Below are 20,965 nucleotides of genomic sequence, written 5' to 3'. Positions count from 1 at the left end.
ACCGTCCGGTATTCCCGGGTGATGATGCCCGCGAATTCTGGGTAAGGGCTGAGGACCGCACACGTGATACCGCTCAGCGTTATGACAGACTCGGATTGGCTGAATATGAAGCCATGGAAGCGTTTAAGCGGTACAAGTTCTAAAAAACAACATGTCATTGCGAGCGGAGCGTGGCAATCTCCTCGCGTTTATACATACGAGGAGATTGCTTCGTCGTTCCTCCTCGCAATGACATAATTTTTTATACATCGTATCAGCAGTGAGGACACAGACAACGGGAATAAAAAGAAAGCCTGGATATGTGCGATTCCCTCCCTCGGAAGAGTAATAGCCCATCAGTAGACATAACGGACAAATAATATTAAAAAAAGGGGCTGTCACCCTGAGCTCCGTCGAAGGGTCGAGCGTAGAGGCCTGCCCACCATGCTTCGACGGGCTCAGCATGACACCCTTTTTTGAACGAATGTCTAATGATGGGCTATTACCCTCGGGAGGGGCAGGGAGGGGTTTCGTTAAGCATATGGTTCAATCGCTTGTATAACCCCCTCCCTGCCTTTACACACAGACCAAACGCACCCCTCCCGTGGGGAGGGAATTAAGAATAAAGCATAACGTAAAACCCAATGACCTCCACGCAAATCAAAAATCCCAGGCTCCTTTCGCTCGATGTTTTCCGCGGAGCGACTATTGCCGCTATGATCCTGGTAAACGACCCGGGCGATTGGGGGCATATATATGCGCCATTGGAACATTCCAAATGGGATGGCTGCACACCTACCGACCTGGTGTTTCCTTTCTTCCTGTTTATGGTGGGGGTGTCTGTGGTGTATGCCATGGAAAGTAAAAAGGCTACCGTGCCGCATGGCAAACTGTTATTGAATGCTTTGCGCCGTACCCTTATCCTGATCGCTATTCCCTGGATCACGCAATTGATCTTTCACCCCGATGGTGGTTTAGCGCATCTGCGCCTGCCTGGGGTATTGCCCCGCATCGCGCTGGTTTATTTTATCTGTACCATCCTCTACCTGAAAACATCACAAAAAACCCGCGACTGGATATTTGCCTTCGCGTTGATTGGTTATTTTATCATCATGACCTGCATACCGGTACCGGATGTAGGCTATGCCAACCTGAAACCCGAAACCAATATGGGTGCATGGATCGATAGACTGGTATTCACTACTAATCACCTCTGGCGCGAATCACATACATGGGACCCTGAAGGCCTGCTGGGCACCTTACCCGCCATAGCTACGGGCCTATTTGGCATACGGGTAGGCAGCTGGCTAAAACGAAAGGACCGCGACGATAATGTTAAAGTAAGCTGGATGTTTACCTATGGCGTAATTGCTGTTGTGTTGGGGCTTATCTGGGACCTGTTTTTCCCCATCAACAAAGCATTGTGGACCAGCTCATTTGTACTGTACACCGGCGGACTTGCCACTATTGCTTTGGCCCTTTGTTATTGGCTTATTGATGTGCAGGGCCGTAGGCGGTTCACCTACTTTTTTGTAGTTTTTGGGGCTAATGCCATCACTGCCTATGTATTGTCGGGCTATATCCCGCATTATATGGGGATGATCAAAATTGGCGGGGCATCCATTTATCAAACTCTGTTTGCACCTTATTTTTCACCCATCAACGCTTCGCTGGTCAGCGCCCTATTTACGGTGGCCATATTATGGCTGGTGATGTGGATATTCTATATCAAAAAGATCTTTATTAAAATATAAGCATGAAACTCAACCTTATCACTCTCCTGGCAAGCATTTTTCTGTTGGCCACTAATTTAAAAGCCCAAACAACTACACCTGATTTTAAACCATCGCACTTAAAGGCGGCTGAGCAACTCCTGTTGACCATGGGCACCGACAAACAATTCGACGATGTGGGTGACAAAATAGCCAACACAACCAGTACGCAGCGGGTACCCATGGAATACAGGGCGTTGTATTTAAAAGTAATGAAGGTATTTATGGGTAAATATGTCACCTGGGATCAGCTTAAAGACCGGATAGAAAAATTATATGCTGCTGAGTTTACGGAAAGTGAGCTTAACCAGCTAACGGCCTTTTACAACACACCATTGGGTAAAAAGATAGTTGAGAAGCTACCTGTGTTCATGCAAAAAGGCACGTTACTGGGTCAGCAGGCAGTTACCGATCATCGATCCGAGCTGGAGCAAATGTTGAAGGACGCTTTTCAAAATGCCGACCCTCCGACTATAAAAGATCAACAACACTAAATCCTCATTTTCAAATAACTTGTAACTAAGGATTTCGTTTTGCATCTTAGCATTATATATCCCCATTAATTATATGAATTTAAACCTTAAGCTTTCCACAGTTGCCCTGGCAGTGATCATCAGCTCGGGAAGCGCCATAGCACAAGTAAAGAAAAAGCCAGCTACATCGGCAAAAAACAAACCGGCTGCAGCACAAGCGGCGACAAAAGCTAACACCTTACCCGTTGATGACCAGGTGATCATAGGCAAACTGCCCAATGGTTTAACTTATTACATCCGCAAGAATGTGGAGCCCAAAAATAAGGCCGAACTATACCTGGTGAATAAAGCCGGATCGGTTTTGGAGACCGACGAACAGCAGGGTCTGGCTCACTTTACTGAGCACATGGCTTTTAACGGCACCCGCGATTTCCCGAAGAACGCAATGGTTGATTATCTGCAAAAATCGGGTGTAAAATTTGGTGCCGACCTGAATGCCTATACCTCCTTTAACGAGACTGTGTATCAGCTGCCCATTCCGTCGGATACGGTTAAGATATTTGAGAACGGCTTTAAAATACTGGCCAACTGGGCAGGTTATGTAAGCTTTGACCCCGGCGAAATTGATAAAGAACGTGGCGTAGTATTAGAAGAAGAACGCCTGCGTGGTAAAAACGCGCAAGAGCGTTTACAACTGCAAACCTTACCGGTATTGCTGAATAATTCGCGCTATGCCTTGCGTTTGCCTATCGGTAAAGAGAATATATTAAAGAACTTCAAACCGGAAACCATCAAAAGTTTTTACCACGACTGGTACCGTCCCGATCTGCAGGCGGTTATAGCTGTGGGCGATTTTGATCCTAAGCGTGTAGAAGAATTGATCAAACAAAACTTTTCGCAGCTGCAAAACCCAGCCGGCGAAAAAGCACGCACCAAATATACCGTACCGCCAACACCCGGCACCGCGGTTAAAATAGCTACCGATAAGGAATTTCCGTACACCCTTGCACAGATCGTTGTAAAACATCCGGGAGCAGCAACTAAAACTACTACCGATTACATGCAGCAAATACGTGAGGGGTTGTTTAACCAGATGCTAAACGCTCGTTTGGGTGAGCTGCTGCAAAAACCTAATCCGCCGTTTTTATATGGCCACTCCAGCTATGGCAATTTTATTGGCGAACAGGACGCGTTTACCTCCATCGCTGTATCCAAACCTGGTGAGTTGGAAGCCGCCGTTAAAGCCGTAGTTGCCGAAACCGAACGCGCCCGCAAATTTGGCTTTACCCTTACCGAACTGGAACGCGCCAAACAGGATGCCCTGGTAGGTATAGGCAATGCTTATAGAGAACGCGACAAAACCCGTTCGGTAAATTTTGTACGGGAATACCAGCAAAACTTTTTAACCGGTGAAGCTATACCCGGTATTGAATTTGAGTACAATTTTTATGTAAATAACATTGGCAAAATAACCCTTGCCGAAATGAACGCTCTTGCCGGGAAATTTATCAGCGATCAAAACCGTGTGGTGATTGTAGAAGGTCCGGATAAGGATAAAGACAAACTGCCCGATGAAAAAACCATTTTGCAATGGATAGCTTCGGCGGGGCAAAATGTGACCGCCTATGTTGATAATGTATCGTCGGATCCATTGATCAGCAAACTGCCTGATGGCAGTGCTGTTACCAACGAGGTGAAGGATGAGGCCATCGGCACCACCACCCTTACCTTAGGCAACGGTGTAAAGGTTGTTCTAAAGCCTACCGATTTTCGTAACGACCAGATCCTCATCAACGGTTACTCATTTGGTGGTACATCATTAGCCAGTGATGATGATTTTACTTCGGCAAATTTAGCCTCACCTATAGTAAGCAGCAGTGGTATTGCCCAGTTTAACCAGGGCCAGCTGGATAAAAAGCTTGCTGGTAAAAACGTAAACATATCACCTTACATTAGTGATTATGCACAGGGTATCAACGGTAATTCATCGCCGGCAGATTTTGAAACGGCTATGCAGCTTGTTTACCTGTATTTTACACAACCCCGTAAGGATAAAGATATCTGGCAATCGCAAATTGACCAAACCCGGTCGCTGCTGGCCAATCGTGGTCTCGACCCGGTAAATGTTTTCCAGGATACCGTGGCCGCTGTTTTGAGCAACCATAATTTCAGGTCGATGGTAACCTCGATCGACAGGTTAAACAAGGCTACCCTGGATAAAGCATACGCTTTTTATAAAAGCCGTTTTGCCGATGCCAGCGGCTTTACCTTTACCCTGGTTGGTAATTTCAATGTAGAAACCATTAAGCCATTCCTAACCCATTACCTGGGTGCCTTGCCATCAACCAACAGTAACGAAAACTATAAAAATCTCGAGATCCATCCGCCTGCGGGCATCGTCAATACCACGGTGAATAAAGGTGTAGGCGAAAAAAGCAGCGTACAACTGGTTTTCAGCGGCGATTATGATTATAATGATGCCAACAATTTGCAAATGGATGCGCTGGAAGAGGTATTAAATATTAAACTCATAGAGCGCCTGCGCGAGCAGGAAAGCGGTGTGTATGCTCCGGGCGTACGTGCCTCCTACCGCAAAATTCCAGGAGGTCGTTACAGTATCAACATTTATTTTGGTTGCGCCCCCGAAAATGTAGATAAGCTGATCAATGCTACCATCGAGGAAATTGGTAAGATCAAACAGAACGGTGCCCAGCCAACAGACATCCAGAAGTTTGTGGCCAAAGAAGCCCGTTCAACGCAGGAACAACTGAAAGAAAACTTCTTCTGGGCAAGCTACCTGGCTTCTTCCTTACAAAACAAAGAGAACCCAGATCAGATCCTCACCCATGTGAATAGCCTGGACCAGGTAACTGTTCAAAGCACCAAAGATGCCGCCAACAAATACCTGAGCGGTAAAAACTATATCAAACTGGTACTAATGCCCGAGAAAACAGAAAAGAAATAGTTTTTCTGTCAGGGATATAAAATACAAAACGCCCCACCGGTAAACCCGGCGGGGCGTTTTGGTAATGTTACGTCATCCTGAACTTGTTTCAGGATCTCACAGGACAATTATACATCATGTATAACCCTAATGATGGGATGCCTCGGCATGACTTGATATTATAGATTAGTTGAACAGGGTGTCACCCTGAGCCCCGTCGAAGGGTAGAGCGCAGAGGCCACATCACTATGCTTCGACGGAGTATGACACCCCGTAAACCCTAATGCATATTAAAATAAGCAGCAGCCGTATCATGGGGCTGATGTACCACCACACCCACACATTTACCGGCGGTATCTACCTCAAAAGAGATCCCTTTATCCAGATCGGTATAAACCTGTACTTTGCCATTCTTATTTTGATAATCGCTGGTTGGTTTCAGGTTGTAGCTTTTTTTGATCTCATCGACAGTGCTCCCAACACCAAGGCCCTCTGCGGTTTTAAATTCCGGCGAATTAACCAATATCTTCTGGATCCTGCTGATGATCTCGTCCTTCTCGCCCATTTTACGGTGCGCAAATACACTGGTTCGGTAACCATCGGCTTTATGTCCGGTGTACCATACCATTAAGGAGCTCCCCATGGCCGCGTCCGAGCTATCTGGCCGGCCTAATAACTGACTCACATTGGTTACATCTTCACTTAATACAATGTCACCAATGCTCCTGCCCGGGGTGATTAGTTTATTGGCTGCGGAGGTTTGGATTTTAGCGGTATCTGTATCGGCGCTGTTTTGTTTTTGCGCCGGTTGTTTACAGGCAAACAAGGCCGCACAGCATAATAATAGCACACTATTTTTCATCATATTTATCATAACGGTATTATATTTATTTTGTTGGGTAGCTTGATATACCTAACCAAAATAACATTAATTTGTTGAACAAATAATGACATCCAAAGGCCAACAGGTTATACAGCAGTGGTACAGGCAAAAAAACTGGCAGCAGTTCCCTTTTCAGCAGGAAATGGAGGCGGCCTATCTTTCTGGCTACTCCGGTTTGCTTAATGCGCCAACAGGCAGCGGCAAAACCTTCGCGCTGTTCCTGCCTTTTCTGGCCGGCTTTATCAATCAGCATCCCAATACTTACACCACGCAAAAAAATAATGGTTTGCTTATGCTGTGGATAACGCCACTGCGCGCGCTCACCAACGATATCCGCAAAGCTATGCAGGAAGCCTGCGACGAAATTGGCCTGCCCTGGCACATTGCCACCCGCACCGGCGATACGCCCGCCGCCGAAAAACAGGCTCTCAAGAAAAAGTTACCCGAAGTACTGCTCACTACCCCCGAGAGCCTGCACCTTATGCTGGCCCAAAAGGAATACCCTAAAATGTTCAGTCAACTACAGGTAGTCGTAATCGACGAATGGCACGAGCTCCTGGGCACCAAACGCGGCGTACAGGTGGAGTTAGGATTGTCTAAGTTAAAGCACCTCACCCTGGCCCTCTCCAAAGGAGAGGGAGCTGAAAAGTTTGATGAAATAAAAAAAGATAAATACCCTGGGTATTATACTACGGACGCATTAAGCTGGCAAGCCAATATTGACAATGCCAAACAAATGCGGCATCAACCAACAGAGGCAGAAAATATTTTATGGCAGTTTTTGCGGGGGAAGAAAACAGGCTATAAATTCAGGCGGCAACATCCTGTTTTAGGATATATACCTGATTTTGTTTGTATCGAAAAGAAATTAATTATTGAGATAGACGGAGGATATCACGATGAAACAGAACAACAGGAACTTGATGAGGCGAGGAGCAACTATCTAAAGGAACATGGTTATTCAATAATCAGGTTTAGTAATAATGAAGTGCTAAGTAATCCGGATAAAATAGTCCAAAAAATCATACACAACTTGCAAGAAAGCCCCCTCCCCCTCGGGGAGGGTTGGGGTGGGGTGCAAATCTGGGGTATCAGCGCCACCATTGGCAACCTGGAGCAGGCAGCCGAGGTTTTGTTAGGCAACGATTTCCCGCCGGAGCGCGTCAAAATGGTGCGGGCCAATCTGGATAAAAAGTTGGATATCCGGTCCATCATCCCAGAAAATGTAGAGAATTATTCCTGGGCGGGGCACATTGGTTTAAAACTGTTGCCCGAGGTAATGGAGATCGTAGCGCGTAGTAAAACCACGCTCATATTTACCAATACCCGTTCCCAATCCGAAATTTGGTACCATGCCATCCTGGACAATTACCCTGAGTACGCAGGCATCATGGCCATGCACCATGGCTCGCTGGATAACGAGCTGCGCAACTGGGTGGAGCAGGCCCTGCATGCCGAAGCTTTAAAACTGGTGGTATGTACTTCCAGTCTGGATTTGGGGGTCGATTTTCGCCCCGTAGATACCGTGGTGCAGGTAGGCAGTCCCAAAGGGGTGGCCCGTTTTATGCAGCGTGCGGGGCGGAGTGGTCACCATCCCGGCGCAGTATCCCGGGCTTATTTTGTACCAACCCACTCGCTCGAATTGCTGGAGGGTGCAGCCCTGAAAGAAGCCATTAAAAAAGGCATTTTTGAAAGCCGTGACCCGATGCTGCTCACCATGGATGTGCTCATCCAATACATGGTTACCCTGGCCGTATCCGACGGCTTCAGGGCAGAGGAGTTATTCGAAGAAGTAAAAACTACCTACGCATTTGCCGATTTGACCCGCAACGAATTTGGCCAGCTGCTTGATTTTATCACCACTGGGGGCAAAACCCTGGCCCAATATGATGAATTTTTAAAAGTAGAGGTAGAGAATGGTCTGTACAAAGTAAACAACCGCCGCGTGGCCATGCGTCATCGCCTCAGCATCGGCACCATCACCAGCGAACTCAGCGTACGCGTAAAATGGCTCAGCGGCGGCAGCCTGGGTACTATCGAAGAATCATTTATATCCCGCTTAAAACCGGGCAACACGTTCTGGTTCGCGGGGCGCAGCCTGGAGTTTATCCGGGTAAAGGAAATGACGGCCTATGTTAAAAAATCAAATTCCACCAAGGGCATTATCCCCAGTTGGAACGGTGGTCGCATGCCCCTGTCGTCGCAATTGGCAGCAGTGTTCCGCGACAAGTTGGATGAGGTAGCGCACGGGGTAGAAAAGGACGAGGAAGTGATCGCGCTCAAACCGCTGTTCGATCTACAGCAACAGCTTTCGCACCTGCCCCAAAGCCACGAATTTTTGATCGAGTCGTTCAAATCGCGCGAGGGGCACCATCTGTTATTTTATCCTTTTGAAGGACGGTTGGTACACGAGGGCATGGCGTCACTGCTGGCCTTCCGCATCAGCAAAATAAAATCGGCCAGTTTCTCTATCGCCATGAACGATTATGGCTTTGAATTGCTTACCGACGAAGATGTACCCATTGAACATGTACTGGAAGATGCCAGCTTTTTTTCGATAGATAACTTGTTGGATGATATCCAGCACAGTCTTAACGCCAATGAAATGGCCCGTCGGCGCTTCAGGGATATCGCCCACATCGGCGGACTGGTATTTACCGGTTACCCTGGTCAGCCCGTAAAAAACAGGCACCTGCAGGCATCTACCTCCTTATTGTTCGAAGTATTTTCGGAGTATGAGCCCGATAACCTGCTGGTACGGCAGGCCTATAACGAAGCGCTGGCTTTTCAACTGGAAGAGTTCCGGCTGAGGGCAGCACTGCAGCGCATCGCCGCACAAACTATCATCCTCAAAACCATCGAACGCCCAACGCCATTCGCGTTCCCCATCATGGTGGACAGCCTCGGCCGGGAAAAGCTCAGCACCGAAACCCTCGAAGAACGCATCGCCAAAATGGCACGCAACTACGGCGCCGAAGGGTTTGACAAGGTTGATGACAACAGAAAAACCCGCAAACCGGGAGTTACAAGGAAAAAGGGGCTTTAAAGGTTTTTCTTCCACGCAATTTGTCTGAACCATGATTTATGGGATTAAAGGATTAGTTGGGGGTTTTACTTGCACTCGTTCACACTTCGCTACCGCGAGATTAGCGTAGCGTATCTCGTGGTTATCACCGGGTAAGCTTTCAGCTTACATCAGTTGAAAGCTGAAGCCATGCTACGCCACGAGTTGGAAACTCGCGGCAGCGAAAGTAGAGGAAGAAAATCTGATAGTGTTGAATACTACTTATTCGGCAGTATATGGTTTCATGATCTACTCGGGCTACTTCTTGAACGACAACCGGGTGAGATAATCTATAAACACTTCTTCATCGGTGCCTAATTTAGGGCTTCCTGTAGAATAAATGGACTTAGAATTAGCGGGAAATCCATCTAACGCGACCAACGGTTCAGGTACTGCAGATTGGGAAAAATAACAAACCCCAGCGAGTTCAGAACCAAATTTCGTAGACATCACTGATCGTACGTGAGCATCTATCTCCGGAATTGTTTTCTCCTCTTTCAACCCATCGATAAAACAACTTATGATGATATCCCCAAAGTCTTTTTTGAAATCATCACTAATATTGATCTTAGCTTTTTTAATATTGCCCTCCAGGCGACTCAATATAGCAGGTACCTGATCCCTAATGACTTTTGTTATCTCAGAAATAGTGCTTTCATCTAATATGCGGGTTGCCATAATGTTTGTTTTTTAAAGTGGTGGGTTTTGATGATGTAAGCATAACTTTCTAATAAAATTATTATTTTTAATTTAAGATATTACGTTTTTTTTGTTCATTAACATACTCCATAGATAACTCATTATTCGCTACCGCGAGATTAGCGTAGCGTATCTCGTGGTTATCACCGGGTAAGCTTTCAGCTTACATCAGCTGAAAGCTGAAGCCATGCTACACCACGAGTTAGAAGCTCGCGGCAGCGAAAGCAAATATCCACTATATTATACAGTATATAGATCCGTCATTGCGAGCGTAGCATGGCAATTCCTAACAATACAGGGCGAACTTGCTAATCGGGATTGCCATGCTACGCTCGAAATGACGCGTTTATTATTTTTTCCATCTGCACATCTGAAATCTGCACATTCGCACATCTTATTATTTCTCATCTGCACATCTGAAATCCGCACATCCGCACATCTTATTTCACATCTATTTTTACCTTTGCCCATATGGATACGATTACCTGGCACGATTTTGAGCAAGTAGAGCTCCGGATCGGGACCATCCTCGAAGCAGCAGAATTTCCGGAAGCCCGCAAGCCCGCCTTTAAGGTGAGGGTTGACTTTGGCGAATTTGGCATCAAATGGTCAAGCGCGCAGATTACTAAACATTATACTATAGATGAACTGCCCGGGCGCCAGATCGTCGGCGTGATCAATTTTCCCAAAAAACAGATCGGCAAATTTATGTCGGAGTTTTTGGTAACCGGCTTTGCCGATGAAAACGGAGATATTGTTTTAGCCGCTGTAGATAAACCTGTGCCCAACGGCAGCAAATTGATTTAGATGAGATACTTCAGTTTTGAGGACGAGCCAACGATCTCGCCGGATGATTTTTTTATGGGCGAAGCTTTAAAAGAAGCCAAATATGCCCTGGAAGAAGACGAAATACCCATTGGTGCCATTGTGGTGCATGGCGGCAAGATTATCGGCAGGGGCCATAATCTTACCGAACGACTCAACGATGTATCGGCCCATGCCGAAATGCAGGCCCTTACCGCGGCGGCCAACTCCATGGGTGGCAAATACCTGCAGGGTTGTACCTTGTATGTAACTATGGAACCCTGTGTGATGTGCGCCGGAGCATCGTACTGGTTCCAGGTAAGCCGGATAGTGTTTGGGGCTTATGATACCAAACTGGGTTTCGGCAGGCTCAACCAAAAAATAACCCATCCCAAAACCGTGATCACCGGTGGCATCCGCGAAAACGAATGCTCCGAACTGGTGAAGAGTTTTTTTAAAAGTAAGAGGAGATAAATCTGAATCAGAATTTACAGAATTAAAGAATTTTCAGAATCTGAAGAATATCTGAGTATTTATTTTGTTAATTCTTTAATTCTATAAATTCTGATTCCAGACAAATACCTGACAAATTTTTTAGAACAAAAACTCAGTTCATCTCTTATATTTGTTACGTCACAACATTAAACTTTTAAACTTAATAAAATAACTATTATGGCATTTACACTACCGGCGTTATCCTACGCTACCGATGCATTGGAACCGCACATTGATAAACTGACCATGGAAATTCACCATGGCAAACATCACCAGGCTTACGTTACCAACTTAAATAAAGCTTTAGAAGGCAAGCCAGAGGCCGATAGCAACATCGACGATATCATCAAAAACATTTCTAAATTCCCGCCTGCTGTACGCAACAACGGTGGCGGTCATTATAACCACTCTTTATTCTGGACATTGCTTTCTCCAAGCGGAGGCGGCGAGCCTACCGGCGCTTTAGCCGATGCTATCAAAAGCACATTCGGTTCATTTGCCGATTTCAAAACCAAAGTATCTGAAGCCGGTGCAACCCGTTTCGGATCGGGCTGGGCATGGTTAATTGTTACTGCCGATAAAAAACTGGCTGTAACTTCAACCCCTAATCAGGACAACCCATTAATGGACATCGCCGAAGTAAAAGGCACCCCAATTTTAGGTATCGACGTTTGGGAACACGCGTACTACCTGAAATACCAGAACCGTCGCCCGGATTACCTGGCGGCTATCTGGAACGTGATCAACTGGAAACACGTTGCCGAGCTTTACGCAAAAGCAACCGCTTAATTAAAAAATTAAGCACATAAAAAAGGGGCAGGTTCAAATGAACCTGCCCCTTTTTTTAATTTTAATGATAGTATAATAACCCCGTCATTGCGAGGAACGAAGACAACCGACCGGAGGGAGTTCATTAATACCAATAAAAATAAACACAATATTAATAATCCCCGACTTACAGAATCGCTCTGTATAGCACAGAGATTGCTTCGTTCCTTGCAATGACGCTTTGGGATAGACTGCCATCCTGAACTTGTTTCAGGATCCCTCAGGACAGGCTAACCATTATGCTGTACACCTTGCTTATGAGATGCCGAAACAAGTTCGGCATGACGTAAGAGTTGCTTTTTATTCTCTTCATTTTTTCGTATATTTACATAAACAGCAGCCCGGTTTTCTAAAAATAGAAAATTGGGCTGTTTAGTTAAGACCAAAACAAGGCCAAAAACCGACCGCTTAACATGTAGTTATTTGACAATCAACAAATTAATACTTTTTAAACCTTCAAAAACCTATCGAAAATTTGTTAAAAAGTGTTAAAATCGATGGTTTTGAACAAGTTTTAAGCAGTTTTTGATGTGTTTTTGCCCTGTTTTCGACTAAAAATTGTTAAAATTTTAACTTTAAAAAGTTTTAAGAACAGATGTGCAAATATGCAGATGGGGTTCCAAAAGAAATTCACTAAATCAATAATTCAATAACTAACATATGAAAGCCATCGTTTTAGAAGCCTCCGATAAACCACTGGTATGTAAAGAAGTTGAAAAACCAACCCTTGCCCCTGGCGAAGTTTTAGTCCATATCAAAGCCGCAGCCCTAAACCGCCGCGACTATTGGATAACCGTAGGTAAATATGCTGGCATCAAATACCCGAGCATATTGGGCTCAGACGGTGCCGGCGTGGTAGCCGAAGTAGGCAGCGAAGCGGACAAACAGTGGATCAATAAAGAAGTAGTGATCAACCCCAGCAATAACTACGGTAAAAGCGACGATTACCAGGGTACCGATTTTAAAATACTGGGCCTGCCGGATGATGGCACCTTTGCCGAATATGTAAAAACCAGGGTGGAATATCTCCATCCCAAACCCAATCACCTTACCTGGGAGCAGGCAGCCTCCATTCCACTGGCAGGTTTAACCGCCTACAGGGCGCTATTTACCAAAGCCAAGGCAAAAAAGGGCGACAAGGTTTTGATATCGGGTGTAGGGGCGGGCACAGGTGTTTTTGCCTTGCAATGGGCCGTTGCAGCGGGTTGCCAGGTGTTTGTAACATCGGGCAGTGGCGAAAAAATTGAACGTGCCAAAAAACTGGGTGCTGCGGCAGGTGTAAACTACAAAGCGCAAGACTGGGCCGAACAACTGAAACTGATGGCCCACGGCTTTGATATTATCATCGATAGTGCCCTGGGCGCAGGCTTTGCCAAATTCCCGGATCTTTGTAACCCCGGCGGTCGCATCGTGGTATTCGGCGGAACAGCAGGTAACATTCCCCCACTCGACGGACGTAAAATATTCTGGAAACAATTGCAACTATTGGGTACCACCATGGGCACCCATGATGATTTTACTGCAATGCTGGCTTTTGTAACCAAACACGAGTTAGTGCCGGTAGTTGATGAGGTATATGATTTCAAAAACGCCCAGAAAGCGATAGATAAAATGGAGAGATCCTCACAGTTTGGTAAAATTGTGTTGCAGAATTTATGGTGTTGATTTATAAACAACTATATATCAATTATTTATATAAATAGTGAGTCATATTCTATGCCTAACGGTCATTAAATAAAATGATTGCAAAATAATCTACTAATTTTGTGGACTTTATTTTAGGCATGATCAAAAAACCCATCGACCTGCTGCTGCAAGAATCGGCAGAAGAAGGCGAGCACTCATTAAAACGTACATTGGGCCCGGTTAACCTTATCCTCATCGGGATAGGCATTATCATAGGGGCCGGTTTATTTTCATTAACAGGCATCGCCGCCGGGCAACATTCGGGACCGGCCGTAACCATATCATTTTTAATAGCAGCTGTTGGTTGCGCCTTCGCAGCACTTTGTTATGCCGAATTTTCGGCCATGATACCGGTAGCTGGTAGCGCCTATACCTATTCCTATGCCACTATGGGCGAGCTTTTTGCCTGGATCATTGGTTGGGACCTGGTGTTGGAATATTCCGTAGGCGCGGCTACAGTGGCTATTAGCTGGTCGCAATATCTGACAAAATTTCTGTCCTGGTTTGATCTTTATCTGCCGCCACAGCTGATCCTGTCGCCATTTGAAACTTCAAAAGCGGCCAATGGTGATATTGTGCGGGGTATCATTAACCTGCCTGCAGCACTGATCGTTATTGTGGTTACCAGTATCATTATCAGGGGCACTAAAGGCTCGGCATTGGTTAATGCCATCATTGTGAGCCTGAAAGTGGGCGTGGTATTAGTGTTTATTGCCGTGGGTTGGTCGTTCATCAACCCGCAGAACTATCACCCCTATATACCCCAAAATACGGGCGTGTGGGGCGATTACGGATGGTCGGGCATATTAAGAGGTGCCGGACTCGTGTTCTTCGTATTCATCGGTTTCGACGCGGTATCAACCGCGGCGCAGGAGGCCAAAAATCCGCAGCGCAACATGCCTATAGGCATTATTGGTTCGCTGGTGGTGTGTACCATCCTGTTTGTGATCTTCGCCCATGTGATGACGGGTATGGCCAATTATAAAGAGTTCATCGGCTCGGGGGCGCCGGTTGCCATCGCTATTGAAAAAACGCATTATCAATGGCTGAGCAAGGCTATTGTACTGGCGATATTGATCGGTTATACATCAGTGATTCTGGTTGATTTGTTGGGGCAATCAAGGGTATTTTTCTCCATGTCGAAGGATGGCTTGTTACCCAAAGTATTTTCAGATGTGCACCCAAAATTCCGCACACCCTGGAAATCGAATATCGTACTTTGTGCCTTTATCGCCTTGTTCGCGGCATTTGTACCTATCCGTGTGGTGGGCGAAATGACCAGCATAGGTACCCTGCTGGCCTTTGTTATGGTATGCGCGGGTGTACTTATTTTACGCAAACAGCAGCCCAATATTCACCGGCCATTTAAAACACCATGGGTGCCTGTGGTACCTATATTAGGCATTTTGGTTTGCTTTGCCATGATGACCTTTTTACCCGGAGATACCTGGTTGCGATTAATAATTTGGTTGGCAATTGGTTTAGTTATATATTTCACCTACGGTAAAAAGAACAGCGTGATACGCAAAAGGCTCGCGGCTAAACATGGATAGCTTTCATGAATGAGGATATACTAAAACTAAAAATTGAACGGATAAAGTGGGAAACAAAGGATACAGCTACCTTTTATTTGAGCAATGTTTCGGGCAAACCTATCCCATATAAGGCCGGGCAATTTGTTACCCTGATATTTAACCATCGTAACGAGGAGATTCGCAGGTCCTATTCTTTAGGTTCATCACCGGATGAGGAATTGTTATCTATCACCGTAAAACGCATTACCAATGGCGAAATATCCCGTTTTATGCTCGCCAAAGAACACCTTGGGGATATTTTAACCGCGCTGGCTCCAGCCGGCAGGTTCACCATCAATCAATTTGAACAGGAAAAGGATATTTTGCTTTTTGCAGGTGGCACCGGTATTACCCCGATATTTTCGCAGATCAAGTATGTACTCAAACGTCCCGGAAAAAGCAGGCTAACGCTCATTTACAGTAACCAGGATGCCCATTCTATTGTGTTTAAAGAGGAGCTGGATAACTTGGCAGTACAACATCCCGACAGGTTTAAAATTATTTATCTGCTCAGCAGTGAGGCTAACCGGCTGAATAACGATAAGGTGGAAGCCCTTACCCGCCAGATAGTGCAACAGGATGTGGATAAAGCGGAATTTTACCTGTGTGGCCCTTTCCCTTATATGCGTATGATCAGGTTTGCGCTGGTGTACATGGGGATCGACCCTAAACAGATCCGTAGGGAAAACTTTGTGATAGAGACGGTATCAGTTACCACTAGCATCCTGAATTTCCAGCCCCGGACCATCAGGATCAGGTTTAAAAATGAGCTGCACGACCTGGCTGTTGGCGAAAATCAGTCCATATTGCAGGCTGCCCTGCAAAACAATGTACAGCTGCCTTATAGCTGCCGAAACGGGGTATGCTCAACCTGTACCGCGAGATGTACCAGCGGTAAGATTGAAATGGTAAAAAACGATGTGCTCACCGATGAAGATATCGCCGAAGGCTGGGTGCTCACTTGTACCGGTCACCCGGTAAGTGATGATGTGGTAATAGCGTTTGGGGAATATTAGGGTGTCATGCTGAGCCCGTCGAAGCATGGTGGGTAGGCCTCTCCGCGCGTCCTTCGACAAGCTCAGGATGACAGGCCCACCTTGTACATTATGTTATGCCAAATGCTGTTTATGTACCCGGCGATGCACCACTTCTTTTACTTTTTTTGATTTGGATTTTTTGCGTTTACCCAACCAGATAATAAAACCGGTTATAGGCAACGAAGCGCAGATCAAACTGGTTAAAAACGCGATGATCTTAGTGGTTAAACCGCCTATTTGCCCTACGTGCAGATCATAATTCATATCGTTCATTTTCATGCCCGGGCTTTTCTTATCGTGCGGGGTTTGTTTTAAGAGTTTGCCTGTATATTTTTCAAAAATAAACTCATCGCTTTTGTAATAATGCAGCGTTTGAGCGTAGGCATTTATACCAATGGTTCCGGCTGCCGAAGCATCCTCACTAATGGACAACATCTCGGCTCTGGGGGCTCGTGCCTGTGCTATTGTAAACACCTGATCAATGACCGGTTTACCCTTTACCTTGTTCTTTAAAAGCGAGTCGGACTTGAGTACTTCTTTTTCGGAAGGGTAGGAGCGGCCCAGGTTAGCGGTTGTATAAATCCCCTCCCTTACCGACTCGAACACCATGGATAATCCCGTTATCGATAATATAAGCGCTATAGACGTAGCATAAAAACCGAGTACATTATGCAGATCATAGTTTACCCTACGCCAGCGCCCATTCCATTTGATATTGAAGCTGCGCTTACGGTCGCTTTTACGTTTGGGCCACCATAGTATTAACCCGGTGATCATGATCACCATAAATATAATAACAGATATACCCACCACCAGGCTACCTATTTTGGGAGGCAGCAACAGGTAAAGGTGTATAAACTCCACTACTATAAAAAAGTTCTTCGCAGGATTTTCTATGTGGGTTACCTTACCGGTATAAGGGTTTAGGTAAACATATAACATCTCGTTCTTTGGCATATTAACCAGCACACCCGCAGGGCGATCAACTCCATAATAGTACATATAGGTGGCGGTAGCCCCTTTATGATCTTTTAATGCTTCGGCTTTTAATACTGATGGATCCAGATAGGGTTTATGCTGTACCTCAACTTTGCGGTAACTGTAAAAAGCATCCTGTATCTCGTCCTGAAAACAGAAAAGACAGCCGGTAACACTCACTATAAACACCACCAGCCCGGATATAAATCCGAGCCAGCGATGACAAAACAGGATGATCTTTTTAAAGGTCATATTAAAATTTATAGGCAAATGTTAGTGCGTAACTCCTTAATTTTTGCGGATTAACGGTGGTATAACCTATCCAGTATTTTTCGTTGGTGAGGTTATCCATTTTAAACCCTACCCTGTATTGACTTACATCATAAAAGGTAGAAGCGTTTAACACAGTATAAGCAGGTAATGAAAATACACCAAGCGTTTTACTGTTTATAATTTTGTTATCGCTTGCATAATTGCCGCCAAAACCAAAGCCAAGACCTTTTACCAAGCCTTTTGAAATGCGGTAGCTGGCCCAAAAGTTAGCATTATAAGGTGACCCGGCTGTAGTTGGGCGCAAGCCTTCTACAGTGGCATCAGCGGTTTTCTCCAGTTTTGAATCATTGTATGAAAATCCTGCAATAATATTTAAGCCTGTTATAGGGTTTGCTATTATCTCGGCCTCAAAGCCACGGCTAAACTGGGTACCATCCTGTACAGAAAGACTTGGATTTATAGCTGAGGCACGTACAACATCTTTTACCTTAATATCGTAGTAACTTAAAGTACTGCTCAGTTTACCATCAAACAGATCAATTTTAACACCACCTTCAATTTGGTTGGCTTGTTCAGGTTTTAATGGTTTATTATCTTCTGTTATTCCGGTTTTATTGGTAAAACCGTTCTGATAGTTGGCAAATAAAGCTATATGATCCTTAACCGGCTGATAGATCAAACCGAACTTTGGTGAAAACGCGGTTTGTTTATACCCTCCTGACGTAGTATTGGTTGTTGGGTCGTAATTACCCTTATTATCAAAACGATCTACACGTAATGCGGCTGAGGCAATTAATTGATCGGTAATATTAAACACATCAGAAACATAAGCGCTATAAGTATTTGTTTTATAGATTGAGGGGTAAGTAAACCCATATTTACCAGTAGCATACAAAGCATTCATAGCTGCCTGGTTAAAATTGGAGTAGTCATGGTTACCTTTTACCGATACGGTATCAAGGGTGCTGCCGAAAAAGAACTGATTGGAATTTTCCCGGAAGAAATCCAACCCGGCAACTACCCGGTTCCTGAACTTGCCTATTTTAAAATCGCCGTTGAAGTTTTGCTGTATCTCGATCATATTATCCGTACTGTTACGGGTTGACTGATCATTGCGCGAAACTGAATCGCCGGGAAGTAAGTAATAGTAAGGACCAAAGCCGTTTGAGAAGCTATTGGTTGAACTAAAGTTGGTACTTGTTGTCCACTGATCGGATATTTTATATTTTACCTGTCCGAAAAAGTTGGTACTTCTTGACGTTTGTGTCAGATCATCGCCATAGTAGGATTGTTTATAATCCAATTTTAACTGATCGGCCCTGGTGTATCCCAAAGCAGCAACTGATTGCCCATAAGGCATAAAGAAGATAGACTTGCCGATGTTTTTACCATAAGATAACTCTGCGTCTGCCGATATCGTTAACCTGTCATTAACCTTATAAAGTAAGCTTGGCGCAATAGCCCATGCACGGTTAAAGCCATTGTTTTGAAAACTACCATCATTATTGAAGGCTGTATTTAAGCGGAACAATACTTTTTTCTGCACGTCCAACGGAGAGTTTATATCAAGCGCCACACGGTGGAAGTCATAATTACCACCGGCAAAGGAAACCTCACCACCAAATGAGTCGTAAGGAGTTTTGGTTACCCGGTTTATCAGGCCGCCGTAAGAGGTTAAAGTGCTTCCGAATAAAGTTGCCGACGGACCTTTGATCACTTCTATTCTGTCCAGGTTAACCGCATCAATGCCGGAGGTTATATTACCTGCTATGCCATTTCGCAACTTGGCTTGTACAATAAAACCACGTGAGTTATAATAACTGCCACCATCGCCACCACGACCGGTTGGCTCCCACATTTTTTGTATGCCCGGGGCGTTACGTAAAGCATCGTCAACCGAAAAAATTTGCTGTTCCTGTAATAACTGGCTGGTTATGGTAGTGTAAACCTGCGCGTTTTCAAGGTTGCTCAAAGGCATTTTAGCAACGTCAACACTCTTTTTGGTTTTAAACTTATTTACCTTACTGCCACTGATACTTACTTCCTGCAAGTTGTTGGAGGCTTTGCTAACAGTAAATTGTGGTAAGGTTAGCGTTTGGCCCGCTGCCAGGTCAACGGGGGTTTCCTGGCTTTTGCTGCCAACCTGCGATATAACCAAGGTGTATTTACCTTGGGGCGCCCTTAAAGTAAAATCACCATCTTCATTGGTGATGGTACCGTACTTGGTGCCTTTTAGAGTAACCGAAACGTTTTCGGCCGGGCCATCATTCTGAATAACAATGTGGCCTTTGATGGTTCCTTTTGATTGCTGAGCAATTGCAGCTGAATTGAAGAGCAGTATAATTGCTAAAATTAAGAGAGAGAATAGTTTGTGAAAATTAAGTTGGGGTTGCGTCATTTTATTTAGACTAATTATAAACAATCCGCCAAAAATAAGACACAGCCCCTAACAATCCAAATTATTTAGAATAATTATAAATAATAAAATACAGCCCCAGGAAATTAGCTAAACCAATTTATATGGCTAAAACTTAGATATCCATTACCTCTTTCTTCCTTTTACTCTTCATTCGTTTGGGTACAAACTCAAGTATTTCATTTTTTAAAGCTTCAATCATTCTTCGCTTTAAAAAATTACGCTGTATCACTATGCTTACTTCGCGTGCAGGTTCGGGTGATTTAAAATAGCGCACCTTGTCCAGTTGTTTATCAGTTAGTTCGGCTAAAGCCAGCTCAGGCAAAATGGTAGCGCCATTGTTTTGGTCAACCATGCGCTTCAGGGTTTCAACACTGCCGGTATTATATTCAAAATGAAGGAAGCCTTTGGTCGATTTACGCCGCTGGCAAATATTTAAAACCTGTTCGCGCATGCAATGCCCTTCGTTAAGCACCCAGATCTCCTCCATATCAATATCTTCTGGATTGATATTCTTCTTTTTGGACAGTTTGCTGTTTTTAGATACATAAGCCACAAAGTTCTCGTAAAATACAGGGATCTCGGTTAATGAGCTTTCATGGAGCGGGGTCGACATGATACCACAATCGATCTTGCCCAGCTTTAACTGCTGTATTATATCTTCGGTAGTTTGCTCCCAAACGATCAATTTAACCTGCGGATATTTTTCAATAAAACCCCGTATGATCTTGGGTAATATATAAGGTGATACGGTGGGTATAATACCAACCCTCAATTCGCCGGATAGTTCTTTTTGTCTGTCGGTAATAATTTCTTTTATTTTTTCGCTTTCCGACAGCATGATACGGGCTTGCGTAATAATCTCAATGCCAATTTCCGTAGGGGTTACCGGCTGTTTACTACGATCGAATAGTTTCACGCCCAGGGTATCTTCCAGCTTTTGCACCTGCATACTTAATGTAGGTTGGGTAACAAAGCATTTTTCGGCTGCGATCACGAAACTCCGATAGGTGTCAACAGCTACAATATATTCCAATTGAGTAATAGTCATATAGATAAA

The 20,965-nt window shown here is 44.9% G+C and carries 15 protein-coding genes and 1 pseudogene; 11 read left to right on the top strand and 5 right to left on the bottom strand.

The features are described 5' to 3' along the window. The 4 genes and pseudogenes from BLR84_RS30390 to BLR84_RS16620 all read left to right on the top strand — a co-directional run. Nucleotides 1-143: pseudogene (locus BLR84_RS30390) on the top strand (glucosamine-6-phosphate deaminase); the annotation flags it as partial. Between the two features lie 480 nt (nucleotides 144-623). Continuing rightward, nucleotides 624-1,733 carry an acyltransferase family protein gene (locus BLR84_RS16630; protein WP_090470354.1) on the top strand — a complete coding sequence of 370 codons (1,110 nt, stop codon included), beginning with the start codon at nucleotides 624-626 and terminating at the stop codon, nucleotides 1,731-1,733. A gap of 2 nt (nucleotides 1,734-1,735) precedes the next feature. Next, nucleotides 1,736-2,245, top strand: coding sequence for a DUF2059 domain-containing protein (locus BLR84_RS16625; protein ID WP_090470352.1), 510 nt, complete (start codon nucleotides 1,736-1,738; stop codon nucleotides 2,243-2,245). 73 nt (nucleotides 2,246-2,318) lie between these two features. Then, nucleotides 2,319-5,189: a M16 family metallopeptidase gene (locus tag BLR84_RS16620; protein ID WP_090470349.1), complete on the top strand. Its 2,871-nt coding sequence runs from the start codon at nucleotides 2,319-2,321 to the stop codon at nucleotides 5,187-5,189. Between the two features lie 259 nt (nucleotides 5,190-5,448). Here BLR84_RS16620 and BLR84_RS16615 read toward each other — a convergent pair whose 3' ends face one another. Then, on the bottom strand, nucleotides 5,449-6,033 hold the full coding sequence (locus BLR84_RS16615; RefSeq protein ID WP_143013924.1) for a hypothetical protein: 585 nt from the start codon (nucleotides 6,031-6,033) through the stop codon (nucleotides 5,449-5,451). An 82-nt stretch (nucleotides 6,034-6,115) separates the two neighbouring features. On the opposite strand from BLR84_RS16615, the gene BLR84_RS16610 reads away from it, so the two are divergent. Continuing rightward, a complete protein-coding gene (locus BLR84_RS16610; RefSeq protein WP_090470346.1) occupies nucleotides 6,116-9,097 on the top strand; it encodes a ligase-associated DNA damage response DEXH box helicase in 2,982 nt (993 codons plus the stop codon). A gap of 276 nt (nucleotides 9,098-9,373) precedes the next feature. Here the strand turns inward: BLR84_RS16610 and BLR84_RS16605 are convergent, their stop codons facing one another. Continuing rightward, nucleotides 9,374-9,793 carry a hypothetical protein gene (locus tag BLR84_RS16605; protein WP_090470344.1) on the bottom strand — a complete coding sequence of 140 codons (420 nt, stop codon included), beginning with the start codon at nucleotides 9,791-9,793 and terminating at the stop codon, nucleotides 9,374-9,376. A 492-nt stretch (nucleotides 9,794-10,285) separates the two neighbouring features. On the opposite strand from BLR84_RS16605, the gene BLR84_RS16600 reads away from it, so the two are divergent. From BLR84_RS16600 to BLR84_RS16575, 6 genes are all read left to right on the top strand, one after another. Then, a complete protein-coding gene (locus BLR84_RS16600; RefSeq protein WP_090470342.1) occupies nucleotides 10,286-10,621 on the top strand; it encodes a tRNA-binding protein in 336 nt (111 codons plus the stop codon). Next, nucleotides 10,622-11,092: a nucleoside deaminase gene (locus BLR84_RS16595; protein ID WP_090470340.1), complete on the top strand. Its 471-nt coding sequence runs from the start codon at nucleotides 10,622-10,624 to the stop codon at nucleotides 11,090-11,092. A 198-nt stretch (nucleotides 11,093-11,290) separates the two neighbouring features. After that, complete coding sequence (locus BLR84_RS16590; protein WP_076378482.1) at nucleotides 11,291-11,902, top strand: superoxide dismutase; 612 nt, start codon at nucleotides 11,291-11,293, stop codon at nucleotides 11,900-11,902. Nucleotides 11,903-12,601: 699 nt separating this feature from the next. After that, a complete protein-coding gene (locus BLR84_RS16585) occupies nucleotides 12,602-13,606 on the top strand; it encodes a zinc-binding dehydrogenase (protein WP_090470338.1) in 1,005 nt (334 codons plus the stop codon). A gap of 119 nt (nucleotides 13,607-13,725) precedes the next feature. After that, complete coding sequence (locus BLR84_RS16580; RefSeq protein ID WP_076378480.1) at nucleotides 13,726-15,180, top strand: amino acid permease; 1,455 nt, start codon at nucleotides 13,726-13,728, stop codon at nucleotides 15,178-15,180. 5 nt (nucleotides 15,181-15,185) lie between these two features. Next, nucleotides 15,186-16,217, top strand: coding sequence for a ferredoxin--NADP reductase (locus BLR84_RS16575; protein ID WP_090470336.1), 1,032 nt, complete (start codon nucleotides 15,186-15,188; stop codon nucleotides 16,215-16,217). A 93-nt stretch (nucleotides 16,218-16,310) separates the two neighbouring features. Here BLR84_RS16575 and BLR84_RS16570 read toward each other — a convergent pair whose 3' ends face one another. The 3 genes from BLR84_RS16570 to BLR84_RS16560 form a co-directional block, all read right to left on the bottom strand. Further along, on the bottom strand, nucleotides 16,311-17,468 hold the full coding sequence (locus BLR84_RS16570) for a PepSY-associated TM helix domain-containing protein (protein WP_090470334.1): 1,158 nt from the start codon (nucleotides 17,466-17,468) through the stop codon (nucleotides 16,311-16,313). 1 nt (nucleotide 17,469) lies between these two features. Further along, entirely contained in the window at nucleotides 17,470-19,887 is a 2,418-nt protein-coding gene (locus BLR84_RS16565) for a TonB-dependent receptor (protein ID WP_090470332.1), read from the bottom strand. 133 nt (nucleotides 19,888-20,020) lie between these two features. After that, nucleotides 20,021-20,956, bottom strand: coding sequence for a hydrogen peroxide-inducible genes activator (locus BLR84_RS16560; RefSeq protein ID WP_090470330.1), 936 nt, complete (start codon nucleotides 20,954-20,956; stop codon nucleotides 20,021-20,023). Nucleotides 20,957-20,965: the final 9 nt, after the last annotated feature.

Source organism: Mucilaginibacter sp. OK268, from assembly GCF_900103125.1.
Classification (GTDB): Bacteria; Bacteroidota; Bacteroidia; order Sphingobacteriales; family Sphingobacteriaceae; genus Mucilaginibacter.
This window is presented reverse-complemented; position numbering and strand designations above follow the sequence as displayed.

Coding starts and splice junctions, on each gene's coding strand:
- BLR84_RS16630 (WP_090470354.1), top strand. CDS start 624: ATGACCTCCACGCAAATCAAAAATCCCAGGCTCCTTTCGCTCGATGTT.
- BLR84_RS16625 (WP_090470352.1), top strand. CDS start 1,736: ATGAAACTCAACCTTATCACTCTCCTGGCAAGCATTTTTCTGTTGGCC.
- BLR84_RS16620 (WP_090470349.1), top strand. CDS start 2,319: ATGAATTTAAACCTTAAGCTTTCCACAGTTGCCCTGGCAGTGATCATC.
- BLR84_RS16615 (WP_143013924.1), bottom strand. CDS start 6,033: ATGATGAAAAATAGTGTGCTATTATTATGCTGTGCGGCCTTGTTTGCC.
- BLR84_RS16610 (WP_090470346.1), top strand. CDS start 6,116: ATGACATCCAAAGGCCAACAGGTTATACAGCAGTGGTACAGGCAAAAA.
- BLR84_RS16605 (WP_090470344.1), bottom strand. CDS start 9,793: ATGGCAACCCGCATATTAGATGAAAGCACTATTTCTGAGATAACAAAA.
- BLR84_RS16600 (WP_090470342.1), top strand. CDS start 10,286: ATGGATACGATTACCTGGCACGATTTTGAGCAAGTAGAGCTCCGGATC.
- BLR84_RS16595 (WP_090470340.1), top strand. CDS start 10,622: ATGAGATACTTCAGTTTTGAGGACGAGCCAACGATCTCGCCGGATGAT.
- BLR84_RS16590 (WP_076378482.1), top strand. CDS start 11,291: ATGGCATTTACACTACCGGCGTTATCCTACGCTACCGATGCATTGGAA.
- BLR84_RS16585 (WP_090470338.1), top strand. CDS start 12,602: ATGAAAGCCATCGTTTTAGAAGCCTCCGATAAACCACTGGTATGTAAA.
- BLR84_RS16580 (WP_076378480.1), top strand. CDS start 13,726: ATGATCAAAAAACCCATCGACCTGCTGCTGCAAGAATCGGCAGAAGAA.
- BLR84_RS16575 (WP_090470336.1), top strand. CDS start 15,186: ATGAATGAGGATATACTAAAACTAAAAATTGAACGGATAAAGTGGGAA.
- BLR84_RS16570 (WP_090470334.1), bottom strand. CDS start 17,468: ATGACCTTTAAAAAGATCATCCTGTTTTGTCATCGCTGGCTCGGATTT.
- BLR84_RS16565 (WP_090470332.1), bottom strand. CDS start 19,887: ATGACGCAACCCCAACTTAATTTTCACAAACTATTCTCTCTCTTAATT.
- BLR84_RS16560 (WP_090470330.1), bottom strand. CDS start 20,956: ATGACTATTACTCAATTGGAATATATTGTAGCTGTTGACACCTATCGG.